13 protein-coding genes are annotated in these 16,688 nt (G+C 44.1%); all 13 read right to left on the reverse strand.

The features are described from left to right. Positions 1-58: 58 nt before the first annotated feature. The 13 genes from dnaE to nuoK all read right to left on the reverse strand — a co-directional run bounded on the left by dnaE (position 59) and on the right by nuoK (position 16,687). Positions 59-3,484, reverse strand: a complete 3,426-nt coding sequence (gene dnaE / locus VX941_06540; GenBank protein MEE2933066.1) for a DNA polymerase III subunit alpha — start codon at positions 3,482-3,484, stop codon at positions 59-61. 110 nt (positions 3,485-3,594) lie between these two features. Continuing rightward, positions 3,595-4,281 (reverse strand): ABC transporter ATP-binding protein, encoded by a 687-nt coding sequence (locus VX941_06545; protein ID MEE2933067.1) that lies wholly within the window; start codon positions 4,279-4,281, stop codon positions 3,595-3,597. After that, a complete protein-coding gene (locus VX941_06550; GenBank protein ID MEE2933068.1) occupies positions 4,274-5,518 on the reverse strand; it encodes a lipoprotein-releasing ABC transporter permease subunit in 1,245 nt (414 codons plus the stop codon). Before VX941_06550 ends, VX941_06545 begins: the two co-directional genes overlap by 8 nt. A gap of 2 nt (positions 5,519-5,520) precedes the next feature. Beyond that, complete coding sequence (locus VX941_06555) at positions 5,521-6,864, reverse strand: proline--tRNA ligase (GenBank protein MEE2933069.1); 1,344 nt, start codon at positions 6,862-6,864, stop codon at positions 5,521-5,523. A 94-nt stretch (positions 6,865-6,958) separates the two neighbouring features. After that, positions 6,959-7,447 carry a hypothetical protein gene (locus tag VX941_06560; protein MEE2933070.1) on the reverse strand — a complete coding sequence of 163 codons (489 nt, stop codon included), beginning with the start codon at positions 7,445-7,447 and terminating at the stop codon, positions 6,959-6,961. A 490-nt stretch (positions 7,448-7,937) separates the two neighbouring features. Then, positions 7,938-8,174, reverse strand: coding sequence for a DUF1467 family protein (locus VX941_06565; protein MEE2933071.1), 237 nt, complete (start codon positions 8,172-8,174; stop codon positions 7,938-7,940). 34 nt (positions 8,175-8,208) lie between these two features. Further along, positions 8,209-9,885 carry a ribonuclease J gene (locus VX941_06570; GenBank protein ID MEE2933072.1) on the reverse strand — a complete coding sequence of 559 codons (1,677 nt, stop codon included), beginning with the start codon at positions 9,883-9,885 and terminating at the stop codon, positions 8,209-8,211. Beyond that, on the reverse strand, positions 9,882-10,652 hold the full coding sequence (locus VX941_06575) for a type III pantothenate kinase (GenBank protein ID MEE2933073.1): 771 nt from the start codon (positions 10,650-10,652) through the stop codon (positions 9,882-9,884). Before VX941_06575 ends, VX941_06570 begins: the two co-directional genes overlap by 4 nt. Then, on the reverse strand, positions 10,649-11,401 hold the full coding sequence (locus VX941_06580; protein ID MEE2933074.1) for a biotin--[acetyl-CoA-carboxylase] ligase: 753 nt from the start codon (positions 11,399-11,401) through the stop codon (positions 10,649-10,651). Before VX941_06580 ends, VX941_06575 begins: the two co-directional genes overlap by 4 nt. Before the next feature lie 13 nt (positions 11,402-11,414). Beyond that, positions 11,415-12,863, reverse strand: a complete 1,449-nt coding sequence (gene nuoN / locus VX941_06585; GenBank protein MEE2933075.1) for an NADH-quinone oxidoreductase subunit NuoN — start codon at positions 12,861-12,863, stop codon at positions 11,415-11,417. Positions 12,864-12,875: 12 nt separating this feature from the next. Continuing rightward, on the reverse strand, positions 12,876-14,411 hold the full coding sequence (locus VX941_06590) for an NADH-quinone oxidoreductase subunit M (protein ID MEE2933076.1): 1,536 nt from the start codon (positions 14,409-14,411) through the stop codon (positions 12,876-12,878). Between the two features lie 5 nt (positions 14,412-14,416). Beyond that, positions 14,417-16,372, reverse strand: a complete 1,956-nt coding sequence (gene nuoL / locus VX941_06595; GenBank protein MEE2933077.1) for an NADH-quinone oxidoreductase subunit L — start codon at positions 16,370-16,372, stop codon at positions 14,417-14,419. Between the two features lie 6 nt (positions 16,373-16,378). Continuing rightward, positions 16,379-16,687: an NADH-quinone oxidoreductase subunit NuoK gene (gene nuoK, locus VX941_06600; GenBank protein MEE2933078.1), complete on the reverse strand. Its 309-nt coding sequence runs from the start codon at positions 16,685-16,687 to the stop codon at positions 16,379-16,381. Position 16,688 lies beyond the last annotated feature (1 nt).

Consider the following 16,688-nt stretch of genomic DNA (forward strand, 5'->3'; position numbering starts at 1 on the left):
TTTTATGGCGCGTGATGTACCTCCTTCGTGGATGTTTCGCAAGGAAAAAAAACAATGTTCAAATATCACGAACGTCGATCACCCCGGCGACTGCCTTTACCGCAGAACGAAACTCTGGAGTAATTTGGAACCGGTCTTTAATGTCTATTTCAACGTCCTGTTCGGGTAAATCCAGCATTAATGAAATCCGACCATTTCCCTTTGCACCATGTTCTTTAATAATTGAGCTTAAGGTCTCTATTGGCGTCTCATCTTTCACGAAAACTTGCAGACCTGCAGCGGCAGTTGACGTTGCCTCATCCAACGCATCTATCCGTGTGGCGGTAACACGGAAGTCTTCACCATTTTTTTGCACCCCTGCATGCACCATGATCGGCACACCTTTATCTAAAAGCTCTGAGCAACTCGACAATAGTTCGGAAAATATAGTTATTTCGTATATTCCGCTGATATCTGACATTTGCACGAAAGCAATTTTACCGCGTTTGCCATTGATGATGCGTTTTCCGACGACTATCCCTGCTAAGCGCATTACTGCGTCTCGAGCATTTCCACTGATGACCTCTTTCCAACTTAAAATTTTGAGCCTCTTAAAAGTATTTTCATACGCTTCCAGAGGATGTGCTGAAAAATAAAATCCTATGGCAGTAAATTCCTGCTGTAACCGTTCCTGGCTGCCCCAATCAGAAACATCAGGAAGCGGTGGCAAAGCATCTTGACCAATATCACCGAAAAGACTGGTTTGATTGCTCTCTCGCTCATTCTGAGCAAGTCCAGCATAGCTTAAGAAAATTTCAATGGCTTGAAATATTTGCCTCCTATTGGGATTAAGCGCGTCAAATGCACCTGCACGGGTAAGATTTTCCATTTGCCTTTTATTTACAACCTGCACGTCAAGACGATTTGCAAAATCAAACATATGTTCAAATGGCCCATTCGCTTCACGCTCCTCAACCAGCAATCCCATCGCCTCTGCTCCGACGTTTTTTAGAGCCCCAAGCGCATATCGCACAGCAAGCTCACCACTACTCTGCACCTCAACAGAAAAATTAGGTGCAGACCGATTTACATCAGGGGGCAAAAGCCTAATGCCAAGTCGATCGAGTTCAACACGAAATGCATTCAGTTTATCCGTGTTGGCCATATCCAATGACATTGATGCAGCCATAAATTCGACCGGGTAATTAGCTTTTAAAAACCCGGTCTGATATGCAACCAGCGCATATGCAGCTGCATGTGACTTATTAAAACCATACCCTGCGAATTTATTGACTTGCTCAAAAATATGACCCGCTACACCGCGGTCCACCTTGTTGTTCAAAGCCCCATCTATAAAAGCCGTCCGTTGGGCATCCATTTCGGCCTGAATTTTCTTTCCCATTGCACGCCGCAATAAATCTGCACCGCCAAGTGTGTAACCAGAGAGCTCTTGGGCTATCTGCATAACTTGTTCTTGGTAGATCATTATTCCGTATGTTTCTTTAAGAATATCCTCAATCAATGGATGCATAAAGTCTGCCTTTTCACGCTCATGTTTGCGCGCAATGTAGCTCGGGATGTTATCCATTGGTCCAGGACGGTAAAGAGAAACAAGCGCAATGATATCCTGGAACCTATCCGGCTCAAGCTTCCGTATCACATCCTTCATTCCACTTGATTCTAGTTGAAAAACGCCCGTGGTGTCCCCCCTGCAAAACATTTCATACGTGACTTTGTCATCCAAAAATATCGTTTCAAAGTCGATGTTTACGCCGCGTTTTTCGAGCAATTTTTGAGACTCTGACAGTACAGTTAAAGTTTTTAGCCCAAGGAAATCAAATTTTACGAGTCCCGCCATTTCCACGTATTTCATGCTGAACTGAGTTACTGGCATGTCTGAACGAGGATCGCGATATAACGGCACCAATTCATCTAAGGGTCTATCGCTTATTACTACCCCTGCTGCATGTGTTGATGCATGTCGATAAAGCCCCTCTAACTTTTTAGCCACATCAAAAAGCTGAGCCACCACCTCCTCTTTCTTAATCAGTTCCTGCAGCGCCGGCTCACTTTCAATGGCTTTTTCTAATCCAATGGGCTTTGCCGGGTTATAAGGGACTAGCTTGCATATCTGATCCACTTGACCGTAAGACATTCCCATAACACGGCCCACGTCACGAAGAGCCGCCCTAGCTTCGAGCTTTCCAAAGGTAATAATCTGTGCAACTTTATCGCGGCCGTAAACCTGCTGAACATACCCAATAACCTCGTCACGCCGATTTTTGCAAAAATCAATGTCAAAATCAGGCATCGAAATTCGCTCAGGATTAAGAAACCGTTCAAACAGAAGTCCCCATCTCAAGGGGTCAAGATCAGTGATTGTCAACGCCCAGGCCACTAAAGAACCTGCCCCTGAACCACGACCCGGGCCCACGGGAATATTTTGGTCTTTTGCCCATTGGATAAAGTCTGCAACGATTAAAAAATAGCCCGCATATCCCATGCTCTCAATAGTTTGAAGCTCGAACTCAAGCCTATCCACATATTCTGTTTTCGAATGCCCAGGCCCCACACTTCTGAGACGTTTGGAAAGCCCCTTGTTTGCCATTTCCCTGAGCACTTCCATTTCCGTTCTCGCACCTAATTCAGGATAAAGAGGCAAGATAGGATCCCGGACTTCAGGTACAAATGCACAACGCTGCGCAACAACCACCGTATTATCAATTGCTTCTGGAATATCTGCGAATAATGCCTTCATTTCTGCCGCAGATTTAAAATAGTGCTCCGGTGTTTCACGACGCCTATTTTCTTGATCAATTGTTGCTCCGGCCGCAATACATATCAGCGCATCATGTGCAGCATGCATCTCCCTCTCAGCAAAGAAAACTTCATTAGTTGCAATTAACGGTATGCTATTTTGATAGGCGAGATTTATTAAGCTTTGTTCGATTTGAGTTTCAATATCACGGCCATGCCGCATTAGCTCTATATAAAAGCGCTCTGGGAAAATCATATTTAATTTTTTAAGACAATGAAGAGCTGCCTCATCCTGGCCCTCAGCAAGCATGCGCCCGACAGGACCGGCTGGCCCCCCAGAGAGGGCTATTAACCCTTCGGAGTGTGCCTCAAGATCCGAATAACTAACTTCAACAGGTTGTAGGGCCTCATCTCCGAGATATGCTGCGCTCGAAAGTTTAAGGAGGTTGCTGTACCCGGCTTCAGATTGCACCAGCAGTATTAACTGATCGCCCGGAAGCCGTGTAACTTCGCCAGAATTAACCTCGCGTTGAAGAGTTATCTGGCAGCCTATAATCGGCTGAACACCGGCCTCTCTCAATACTAGCGAAAATTCCAACGCTCCGAACAGATTATTGGTGTCCGTGATAGCTGCTGCTGGCATATTGAATCGATCGCACAACTCTGCGATTTTACCTATTTTCAGCGCACCTTCCGAGAGCGAATAGGCTGAATGAATTCGTAAATGGATAAATTCAGCATGTCCCATATTTGAATTTATGCACGAAATTTACAAAATTTCTTGAATGCTTGTTTAATTCATACTTATTAGAGAGTTACGATCACCGTCTAATTTATAAAAATAGTAGAAATGACGACTCAGGAGTTTTCGTCAATAACCTTTCCCTTTTTCAGTAAAAGACGTCGGTCAAGTCTATTTGCCAAATCAGGGTTATGGGTAGCAATAAGGGCTGCTAATCCATTGTCGCTAATCAAACACTGCAATAGATCAAAAACAGATTCAGCGGTTTCGGCATCAAGATTACCCGTGGGTTCATCAGCAAGGAGTATTTGTGGCTCATTCGCAAGGGCCCGGGCAAAAGCGACACGCTGCTGCTCCCCTCCAGAAAGTTTTGCCGGGCGATGATCGCGGCGCTCAGAAAGGCCCACCGAATTTAAAAGATGAGCCGCATGCTCGGTTGCAATTCTTCTACTAACACCAGCCATCATTTGAGGTACGATGATATTCTCAAGAGACGAAAACTCTGGCATTAAATGGTGGTATTGGTAGACGAATCCAACATGATTACGCCTTATTGCAGTGCGTTCACGATCACTCATGTTACCACAATCCTGTCCTATTATGTTTACATCCCCTGAGGTTGGACGCTCCAAGAGGCCCGCAATATGCAACAGTGTTGACTTTCCGGATCCGGATTGGCCTACTAAGGCAACCGCTTCGCCCGGGCCAACGAAAAGAGATAAATCTTCCAGAACCTTAAGAGTCTTGGCAGGCTGCTGAAAGCTACGATGGATCGCACGTAGCTCTAGGAGTGGGCTATTCATATCGAAGCGCCTCGATTGGATCCAAACGAGCCGCCTTCCAAGAGGGATAGATAGATGCTAGCAGCGAAAGCGCCAATGCCATAATCAAGACTAAAACAACTTCCATGTTATCAATTTTTGAGGGCATTTTTGAGAGGAAATAAATTTCCGCAGGAAACAATTCCGTGTTCAATAAAGATTGTAAAAATTGCCTTATTTTTTCGATATTGAATGTAAAGAGCAGGCCTAAAATCCCACCCAGAAATGTACCCGCAACACCAACACTGGCTCCGGTCAGGAAGAAAATACGCAGAATCATTTGTCTGGTTGCACCCATCGTTCGAAGTATAGCTATGCCTTTGCGTTTATCGTTTACGAGCATAACTTGGCTAGAAATAACGTTAAATGCCGCAACTATGATAATAAGACTCAAAATTAGGAACATAACATTACGCTCTACTTTAAGGGCCTCAAAAAACCTTGAATTCACTTGTTGCCAACTCAGTGACCGGGCTACTGGCCAGAGTTTTTGATCGATGATCTTGCGGTATTCATCCGCTAAATCAGCATTTTCCGTTATGACCTCGATTTTTGAAACGGTTTCTTTATGTCGAAAAAAAAGTTGGGCCACCTTTATTGGCATGTAAATGAAATTACTGTCATACTCGCTCATGCCAACGCGAAAAATACCTCCCACACGAAAAGTTTTAGTACGCGGCACAGGACCCATAGCCGTATTAGTACTTTGGGGCGATATAAGTTTTATTTTGGATCCCACGTTAAGATTAAAACGACTAGCAAAACGCGAACCGATTAAGATCTTTGACCCATTTTTAAAACTATCAAGAGAACCTTTAAGGATACTATTCGATAAAATAGGACGCTGCAAAATACTCTCATATGAGAGACCCCGCACCAATGCTCCAGAGGACCGACTTCGGGTTGACGCTAGCACTTGCCCTTGGACAACTGGAGTAGCGGTCAGAACCCCATCAACTGATTTGACCAGTTTTACGAGAGCATTATAATCGGTCAGGACACGGCTTGGACTTACTACCTCAACATGTCCATTTACCCCTACTATCCGACTAAGAAGTTGCTCTCGAAAGCCATTCATCACAGACATTACAATGATCAATGTGGCAACGCCTAGCATGATACCAAGCAATGAAAACCATGTTACGACCGAAATAAAACCCTCCTGTCGCCTTGAGCGAAGGTAGCGAAATGCCACGAGACGTTCGAATGCATTAAACATATCTAAGCCTCAAGAAAGTTGAAGAATGCATCGTGCGACATTTCTTCACTTTTACCAGTTTTACGATTCTTAACCTCAATTACATTTCTCTCTACAGCTTTTGGCCCTATTATCACCTGATAAGGAACACCAATTAGATCCATTGTGGCAAATTTTGCACCAGCCCGTTCTGTGCGGTCATCATAGATAATATCGCTGCCTATTGAGGCAACCTTACTGAAGATGGTGTTTGCGACTTTGTCACAAGCTCCATCACCTTGCCGCAAATTTACCAGTCCTATATGAAACGGTGCCACACTTTCCGGCCAGATGATTCCATTTGCGTCATGACTCGCTTCTATAATACCACCGACCAGTCTTGAGATACCAATACCGTAAGACCCCATCTCAAGAGCTTTCTCTCCCCCATCAGCTAAATCAACAATGGCTCCAAGAGCCTCAGAATATTTTGTCCCGAAGAAAAAAATATGCCCGATTTCTATGCCCCTGGCGCAGACCCTCCTATCTACCGGCACCTCGCGGTGGAATTTCTCTTCGTCGTGAATTTCATCTGTGGCAGCGTAGCGCTGTGTCCACCGATCAATGATTGGCTGTAAATCTCCGTCGTAGTCTGCCTCATCTTTAAGTGCATCCAAATCGATGTAATCCGAATGACAAAATACTTCACTTTCGCCAGTCTCTGCTAAGATTATAAATTCATGACTAAGGTTGCCCCCGATGGGACCGGTATCAGCTTTCATTGGTATTGCTTTGAGCCCCATTCGTGCAAATGAACGCAAATAAGACACAAACATCTTGTTATAGGACAAACGGCCCGCCTGGGGTGATATATCGAAGGAATAAGCATCTTTCATGTAGAACTCGCGCCCACGCATAACGCCGTACCGTGGACGCACTTCATCACGAAATTTCCACTGAATATGATAAAGAATCTTTGGTACATCACGATAACTTCGCAAATCATTTCCAAATATCTCAGTTATCAATTCCTCGTTTGTTGGCCCGAATAACATCTCACGGTCGTGCCGATCTGTAATCCGAAGCATTTCCTTGCCATAATCTTCGTATCGTCCGGATTTTTTCCAAATCTCGGATGACTGAATGGTAGGCATCAGAAGTTCCTGTGCACCAGCGAGATTTTGTTCCTCACGCACTATCTGTTCAATTTTCTTAAGTACTCTAAAACCAAGAGGAAGCCAGGAATAGATGCCTGCACTAGCTTGACGGATCATTCCAGCTCGCAACATGTATCTATGAGACAATGTTTGCGCTTCCTGGGGTGTTTCCCTGAGGACAGGCAAGAAATACTTAGACATCCTAACGGCATTACTGGGGTCTATTTTCATTTTGCCTCCACCTCTGAGAAAATTCAACTGAGCTACAATAACAAAAATAGCAGAGACAATTTTTTACATCATTTATTCAATGTAAAAATTATATCTACCGCGCTACCGAGCGACATTTGCCCGCTAATTGTTCGATAGCCTTGTCATTCATTGGTTGACCATTAAGGGTAAACGTATTTTTCGAAATGTCGTATTTTACTTTTCCAACACCGGCTGATGTTTTGCTGAAACGAGCAGCGGACGCCTTTTTTAGGGGGTTAAATGCTATGGGAAATTCGATAGTTGATGGGAATTTCAACTTATGCCCGTTCCCGAGTTCCGCTCCCACAACCTGTTTTCCATAAACATCGACCCCAGGCTTATAATTTACGTCACTTCTTGGCTGATGCTGCGCCAGACGGGCACAATCTTTCGCATCAAAGCTGACACTTGTGGCCTTTTTAATTGCTTGGGCTTTGTCTTTTGTTTGATGGTGTCTGTTAATAGTTTTTTGTGACTCAAACGGATTAATCATGCCATCAGCAAATGCTCCGGAACTCAGAAATACCAAAATTCCAAGCACACCAAATTCTTGTTTAAACATATCTACCCTATCACTAACCCTGCCATCGTTTACTGGAAATCCTCAGGAAAACATAGAGCTTATTAAATAATTGATCGTTATTTATGATTGACCTTTCCCCCGATGGATTTCTATCTTAATCGAGCATGTTTTCTAATCCGGAAACCACAGACACCATAATAACGATACCGATGGAAATACACATCATCAAGAGTTGAGTAAATCCAGCTACGTGGGCGGAGTCAAAAAAACACTTATAAAGTAGCTTTGCTTCATCACGCTTTGATATTTCTGTTAAAAAAATCTGATCTGTTAACGAAAAAAAAAATGACAAGTTGCAAAAAGATCCCTAGTGTATAAGCAAGAAGTCGCTTTAAAATTCTATAATTAAAAAGGGCTAGGTTCAGGGAGGAATAAAAAGCGCAGATCGATAGTTAAATCGAAACTTCGCAGTCTACAGAGAGCAGATTTATTGGGACGGGAGCCTTCGAGCCCCGTCTTTTTTTATTACTTAAATGGCCCGAAAAGTTATGAGGTCTGACTCAATAATCCACCATGCAATGCCAAAAAGACCGGTTGAGATACCAGTTGTGGCAAGCATCTTTAATCCAATCCGGGGCTTAGCCGGCGCACTTTCAGCGTGCCCTTCCTCAGGTTTAGTCTCAGGATGATTGCCAAATGGCAGTATCGAAAAGAACACCATCCACCATATTAGGATGTAAACTATAATACCAGAAACCCATCCCATTGTTTGATATTCCTCCAATGAAACAATTTTTTATTTATTTAGATAAAAGATGCACCTTAATGATAGGCTTTTTACCAATTTTTTTCCTAAATACAGCCCGCACTTCTCGTTTAACAACCTCTATAATGGCTCCTTCATTCGACATAAATCTTTTACTAAGTGATGAAATAGCATCGCCTGCTCTTTTCTCTGCATCAATCAAAATTTCTTCATCAACGATTTCGTCTATCAAGCCAGCACTCGACACAAACGGTTGCAGTGCCAATTCCCCATTTTTCCCAAAAACTATGCTCACAAAAACGATCCCAGAACTCTGTAAACGTCGTCTCTCACGCATTGGCGCCGCATCAAGTGAAACTAAACGACTGCCGTCAACGCCGACGCGCCCTGTTTCCACATGATCGATTACATGCGCACCAGTAGGATCGAGTTTTAACATAGTGCCATTGACTGCAACTACTGTATGAGGCACCTGACACATTTTCGCCAGTTTACTATGGCCAACCAAATGCCGCATCTCACCGTGTATGGGCACCGCTATTTGCGGGCGGATATACTCATACATTGACACTAAGTCTTCTCGCGTTGGATGTCCTGATACATGGATTTTCCAGTCTTCATCTGTAAAAACGTTAACCCCCTTTGCTATAAACTGGTTCTGTAATCTCGCAACAGCCACTTCGTTTCCTGGTATAACTCTACTCGAAAAAATAACGTTATCACCCGGTTCGAGAACTACCTCGCGGTTATCACCGCGCGCTAATCTCGCCAAGGCAGCACGCGGCTCTCCCTGAGAACCGGTACAGATAAATAAGACCTTATCCTTGGGTAAATATCCGGAATTTTCCTCTGGTACGAATGCTGCCAGATGCTCGAAAAGCCCATTTTCGCGAGCAACCTGATTTATCCGATGCAATGACCTGCCAAGCAATACGACGTGCCGCCCACAATTTTCCGCTGCCTCAGCTATCGTTTGAAACCGAGCAACATTTGACGCAAAACATCCAACTACAACACGATCTTTGCATTGACTTATCAAACGCTGCAAATGCTTTTTGAGGCCGCCCTCGGAGCCTGAAACCCCTTTAACGAGGGCGTTAGTCGAATCACACATCATCGCTAAAACGCCCTCGTCGCCGATTTTACGTAGTTGCGCTACATCACTAGCTTTACCAATGACTGGATCTTTGTCGAACTTCCAATCGCCAGTATGCACAACAATGCCAGCTTTAGTTCGGATCACCAGCCCATTTGGCTCCGGGATTGAATGTGTAAGAGTGATCAGTTTGATATCAAACGGTCCAATGCTTAGGCTGCTCCCGCATTTAATTTCCTTGAGTGGCACTACCCGATCCAAACCACTTTCAGTCAGTTTGCGTCTCAGCAAACTAGCTGGGAATCCAGTTGCATAAACCGGACAGCCAAGCTGAGGCCAAAGATGTTGTATTGCACCCAAATGGTCTTCATGACCATGTGTAACAATTAGCCCTGCTAGTGTTGACGATCGTTCCTTAATGAAACTGGGGTCTGGCATAACACCATCTATCCCAGGGATGTAATCTTCTCCGAAGCTAACGCCCAAATCAACCATTAACCATGCACCATCATGCCCATAAAGGTATAAATTCATTCCGATTTCGCCAACACCACCTAGGGCTAAGAAAATAACTTCGTGTGGTCCGGGCTGACCGGTGCTTCTATATGAATTCATTTGGTATTTCGGCGATATATTTCGGCAAGGCCCCGCGTTGTCATACTGCTGTCAACAGCGGTAATCGTATTAGTTGCATCAAAGAACAGGGATGCGAGACCACCCGTCGCAACTGCTTTTAAGGAAGTGCCATACTCCTTACCTATGCGGTCGATTAGGCCTTCTAACAATCCGACATATCCCCAATATATTCCTGATTGCATAGCCGGAACCGTTGCTTTGCCAATAACAGAGCTTGGCCGGCTAACAGAAATTCGAGGGAGGCGAGCAGCAGCCTGATGCAACGCTTCAGCGGAGAGATTTATACCGGGAGCGATGACCCCTCCCAAGTAGCTACCCTCGTCGTCGATTACGTCAAAGGTTGTAGCTGTGCCAAAATCTATAATGATTAGGGGACCCCCAAAACGGACATACGCAGAAACTGCATTTGCCAAACGGTCATCTCCAACGTGATCGGGGCGTTCAATCTTTACCGACAACCCAAGATTAATACTTGGATCATCTACTAACATGGGTTCTCCACCAAAGTGCTGACAGCAGAGTTCAACTAAATTTACTTTTGTTTCCGGCACTACGCTTGCCACTATAGCGCCATCTATTTCATCTAAACTAAATCCCTCTAACTCGAAAAGTTGTGATAACCAAACGGCGTACTCATCGGCGGTACGTTTCGGATAATTCCCACAACGCCAGGCTGCGCATTGTTTGTCGGCATCGTACACTGCGAAAACTACATTAGTATTGCCACAGTCAATTGTCAGAATCATACCAGAGTCCTACTTAAAAAAACGTCGCCTGCAGATATTTTATCCACTCGTCCATCTGCACCTCGTAATAAGAGTGCTCCTCTCTCATCAAGACTCTCGAACACACCCTCTAGTTCGCGATCACCTGTTTTAACTAGAATTTTTTCACCCAAACCGACTGCATGGTCAAGCCATTCAGCCAAGATTATATCCAGACCAGAAACTGCCCATTTATTTTCAAGTTCCAAAAATCGTTCAATTAAATCAAAAAAAAGCACATCAACCGACACCTCACAACCCAAATCACGCAGGCAGGTAGCAGGGTATTTCAACTTATCAGGGGCTGACGCAACATTCACGCCTATGCCGACTATCACGCTTGAATGTTTAGAACCAACGGCGCTAGCGACCTCGAGAAGTATTCCAGACATTTTGGCACTTGCCACAAGTATATCATTGGGCCACTTAGTTTTTACCGAGTGGGTTGGAATTAATTTTTTGATACATCGTTGAACAGCCACAGATGCGACAAAGCTTAATTCGCTAAGACGGGCAGGCGGCACGCTGGGACAAACCACAATACTACATGCTAAATTGCCGGGAAGAGACTGCCATTGTCTTCCATTACGTCCCCTCGCAGCAGTTTGACGATCGCTGCTAACAACAAATTTTTCCGAAAAGCCGGCCTTAACCAGTAGTTTGGCTTGCTCATTTGTGGAGTCAAGTACCCCGTATCTAAGAATACGAATCCCATCACTGAAGTCGGCCATTACCAATCCTAAACTATTTTTCAAAAAGGACGGACGCCGCAGTAGACGCGCTATCAACAAGCAATGAAGGACTCAAGAAAAACAATAAAATTGTCAAGGCGCAGAGCGAAATAATCACACTTATCCGCTTTCCAATGGCACTATCAAGCTCGTCCGATAAATTATCGAAGTACATAACCTTAACTATACGAAGATAATAGAATGAACCAACTACACTAGCGAGAACACCGATGACAGCGAGCGAATACAATTCAGCTTCGATCGCAGCAAGAAAAATATATAGTTTACCGAAAAATCCGGCGAGCGGTGGTATTCCAGCCATCGAAAACATAAACAATAGTAGAGCTGCTGCTATCGCTGGATGCGATTTGCCTAATCCCGCTAGATCGCTAATTTGCTCGACGCTGCTACCTTTTCTCTTCATGCATAAAATACAGGCGAAAGTCCCTATAACCATTACAATATAAATAGCTAAGTATATTAATACTGCGGTCGTGCCTTCTTTCGTACACGCCCCGAGACCAATCAATGCGTAACCCGCATGGCCAATTGAACTGTAGGCCATAAGACGTTTTATATTTGTTTGGCTTATTGCAGCAAGCGCCGCGAGTACCATCGAAAGAACTGAGAGCACTATAATGATCTGTTGCCATTGATCCGCCATGCCCTGGAACGGCCCCATAGTTATCCGGACAAAAAGTGCCATGGCAGCTACTTTTGGTGCAGCTGCAAAAAAAGCTGTCACAGGTGTTGGCGCCCCTTCATAAACGTCTGGCGTCCACATGTGAAAAGGGACAGCCGCCACTTTAAAAGCTAAACCGACAATTAAAAAAACCAGCCCGGTCAATAAACCCAAAGAGATATTACTTGCACCAGCTATTGCAGTCTCGAGGCCTGCGAAACTGGTTGTCCCTGCATATCCATAAATCAAGGAACAGCCGTACAAAAGCATCCCTGAAGACAACGCACCCAAGACGAAATATTTTAGTCCTGCTTCGCTAGAGCGCAACGAGTCTCGATTTAAAGCGGCAACAACATAAAGAGCTAAACTTTGTAACTCTAAACCTATGTAGAGCGACATTAGGTCATTGGCCGAAACCATTAACATCATGCCTATAGTCGCAAAGGTTATAAGAATAGGGTATTCAAAATGTGCTATTTTAATTTTTCGCACCGCGCGATCGCCGATTAAGATAACTAAAGCAGCCGCCAGCAGCACAATAACTTTAATATATTGTGCAAAACCGTCATTAATAAATAAGTCATTAAAGGCCAGTTTCGTCCCTGTTTTGGAAAATAGTACAAGTCCGATTGCCACAAAAAGACTAAGCACGGCTGCATTAGAGATTAAAGTATATGCCCTATCTGCGGACGTGTAGACACCAACTACCATCATGCCCATTGCGGTTACGACCAACAAAAGCTCAGGCAAAGAAATAAGGAGGTCAACAAAACTATTCATACAAATAAGCCCCTAGCGAAACGCCATATTATTATTTGGAGTTGCGGCCTCGTAACTAGCTAAAGCATAATCATAATCGACTAATAGCTTGGTGATAGAAATTTCCATCGGCTCCAGAAAAGATGTGGGATAAATGCCCATCCAAAGAACGACCAACACCAAGGGCGTAAAAACCAAAATTTCTCTTTTATTAAGATCGGCAATACTCAATAGCTCGTCCTTTTTGAGCAACCCAAAGATGATGCGTCTGTAGAGGTAAAGCATATACGCTGCCCCTAGAATAAGGCCGGTTGCTATTAAAGCTGCGATCCAAGTGTTTGACTTAAAAGCACCTAGTAATACAAGTAATTCGCCAACAAACCCGCTCGTGCCAGGCAACCCTATTGATGCAAGCATAAAGATCATAAACACGGCGGCATACTTGGGCATCCGATGAACTAACCCTCCATAATCCGCAATAACACGACTATGCCGCCTGTCATAGACAACCCCTACACATAAAAATAACGCAGCTGAAACAATGCCGTGACTGAGCATTTGAATAATTGCGCCCGTCACACCTTGCTGGTTAGCGACGAAAATCCCAACAGTAACAAATCCCATATGTGCTACGGAGGAATAAGCAATGAGTTTTTTCATATCTTCTTGTGCTAGTGCGACAAGCGACGTGTATATAACAGCTATAATGCTTAGTAGAAAAACGACTGGCGCGAAAACATCTGAAGCAAGCGGGAACATGGGCAATGAAAATCGTAGAAAACCATAGCCACCCATTTTTAAGAGCACACCAGCAAGAATCACCGACCCCGCGGTAGGAGCTTCAACGTGAGCATCAGGAAGCCACGTATGCACCGGCCACATTGGAATTTTGACAGCAAAAGAAGCGAAGAAGGCGAGCCAAAGCCAAATTTGAAGACCACGATTGAATTCATATGTCATAAGATCAGGAATGTTTGTGGTGCCTGCAGTTATATAAATAACGAGCATAGCTAGTAGCATCAAAACCGAACCGAGCAAGGTATATAAAAAAAGTTTGAATGAGGCATAAACCCGCCGTGGACCACCCCATACACCGATGATAATAAACATTGGGATGAGAACTGCCTCGAAGAAAATATAAAATAATACCATGTCAAGGGCACAAAAAACCCCAACCATAAAGGTTTCTAATGCCAAAAAGGCTATCATATATTCCCGAACATGATTTCGAATTGCTGTCCAACTCGCTATGACACAAATGGGGGTTAAGAAGGTTGAGAGCAACACAAAAAATAACGATATCCCATCAATACCAACATGATAATGGATACCCAGCGACGATATCCATTCTACTTTTTCAATGAACTGAAAACCCGCTTTTGTGGGGTCAAAGTCTACCCAAAGAAAAAGAGATACAACAAATGTTGCTACAGAAGCCCATACCGCAATCCAACGTGCACTATTATCGGCAGCCTCTTGGTCTTCTCGCAAGAGGTAGGTTAGCAGAATAAATAAAACACCCACTAAAGGTGTGAATATAGTAAGACTGAGCAGATATAAATTCGACATGAATCCTACCGCAAAAATTCTGAAAAAAGGTACCAGCTTACAAGGCCAACAAGCCCAATCAACATAGCGAATGCATAGTGGTAGACATACCCAGTTTGTAGAATACTAACCAACTTCGAAAAGCGTAAAGTAATCATCGCAACGCCATCAGGACCAAGCCTATCTATCACGGCTCCGTCACCAGATTTCCAAAGATACCGTCCTATAGCAAATGAGGGCCTTACGAAGATCCGGTCGTACAGCTCATCGAAATACCATTTATTGTATGATATTTTGTAAAGTGGCCTGAACCGTGCGGCACAAATCATAGGCAACTTATCGTTTCGAATATAGAAAATGTAAGCAATTGAAATTCCCACAATACCTGCAGCAAGCGGAGACACTTTTACCCACAGAGGTACATTGTGAGCATTCTCTAATGCCGTATGAGTGGGAAGCATAAATAACGCATTCCCCCAAAATGACCTCATTTGATCGCCCCCGCCAGCAAAGGCTGTGTGCCCCAGGTAGCCAGCTATTAGAGCACCAGCTGCAAGAACGAGCAGCGGCACCCACATAATAGCCGGAGATTCATGAACATGGGCAAGCGTGCGCTCGTCGCAACGCGCCTGTCCGTGAAAGGTAAGAAACAATAGCCTCCAAGAATAAAATGCAGTCATTAGGGCCGCAATTAAGCCAAGCCAAAATGAGTAATATCCGTAAATGCTATCCGCTGCCCATGCGGATTCAAGGATTATATCTTTCGAGTGAAAACCAGCAAATCCGCCCAATCCAGGAATACCTATTCCAGCGAGAGCCAGCGAGCCAATCCACATATAAACATACGTGATGGGTACCAACTTACGAATTCCGCCCATCTTGCGCATATCCTGCTCGTCAGACATAGCGTGTATGACACAACCAGACCCGAGGAATAGCAACGCCTTAAAAAAGGCATGTGTAAACAAGTGGAACATCGCCGCACCGTAGGCAGATAAACCAGCAGCAAAAAACATGTATCCCAATTGAGAGCAGGTTGAATACGCAATCACCCGTTTGATATCATTCTGCGTGAGGCCGACGGTTGCTGCAAAAAAAGCTGTTGACGCACCGACGACAGCCACGACAGCAAGGGCTGTTTCAGAGTACTCAAATAATGGAGATAAACGACATACCATGAAAACGCCGGCAGTCACCATTGTCGCTGCATGTATGAGAGCAGACACGGGTGTCGGACCTTCCATTGCATCAGGCAACCAAGTATGAAGCCCAAGTTGGGCTGATTTTCCCATTGCGCCAATAAACAAGAGAAGACATAAGATTGTGATCGCGTGAAATTCTACTCCCAGAAATATTATTTCTGCTTCCGACTTGCTGGATGCCGCAAGAAAAATGTTATCAAGTTGGATAGTTCCAAACAGAACAAAAACGCCAAATATACCGAGCGCGTAGCCAAAATCACCTACTCTGTTGACAACAAATGCTTTTATCGCAGCGGCATTGGCACTCGGTTTATCAAACCAAAAACCAATCAACAAATAGGAGCATAACCCGACACCCTCCCAACCAAAAAACATTTGAATTAAATTATCGGAGGTGACCAACATCAACATGAAAAAGGTAAAAAAACTAAGATAGGAGAAGAAACGGGGTATAGATTTGTCGTGGTGCATATATCCTATGGAATACCAGTGAACTACACTGGAAACGGTGGTCACTACAACGAGCATTACCACTGTCAATTGGTCGATAAGAAGTGCCCAATCAAAAATAAACTTATCAACCGACACCCAATTTAATAGATGTACAGTACGAGGCCCTGCCCCCCATATCACGTCGTAAAATAATACCCATGATAAAACTGCTGATATTGTAAGTAACGAAGACGTGACGAGAGCTGCACCCCGATCACGCAAAACAAAACCGAACAAACCTGCTAATACAGCACCTAATAACGGAAGAAAAACGGCTAAAGTTTCCATTAACCATCAGCCTTTCATCATATTGATATCTTCAACCGCAATCGAACCACGATTCCGATAATAAACCACCAGGATAGCCAGTCCGATTGCTGCCTCTGCAGCAGCTACAGTTAGAACAAACAGAGCAAAAACTTGACCGACCAAGTTTTGGAGATGCGTGGAAAAAGCAACAAAATTGATATTAACAGCAAGCAACATAAGCTCTATTGACATCAAAATAATAATTACGTTTTTACGATTAATAAAAATACCGAAAAGACCAAGGGCAAAAAGCACGGCTCCAAGCCCTAGATAGTGCCCAAGTGTAATTTCCAAA

Source organism: Pseudomonadota bacterium, from assembly GCA_036339585.1.
Lineage (GTDB): Bacteria > Pseudomonadota > Alphaproteobacteria > UBA8366 > UBA8366 > UBA8366.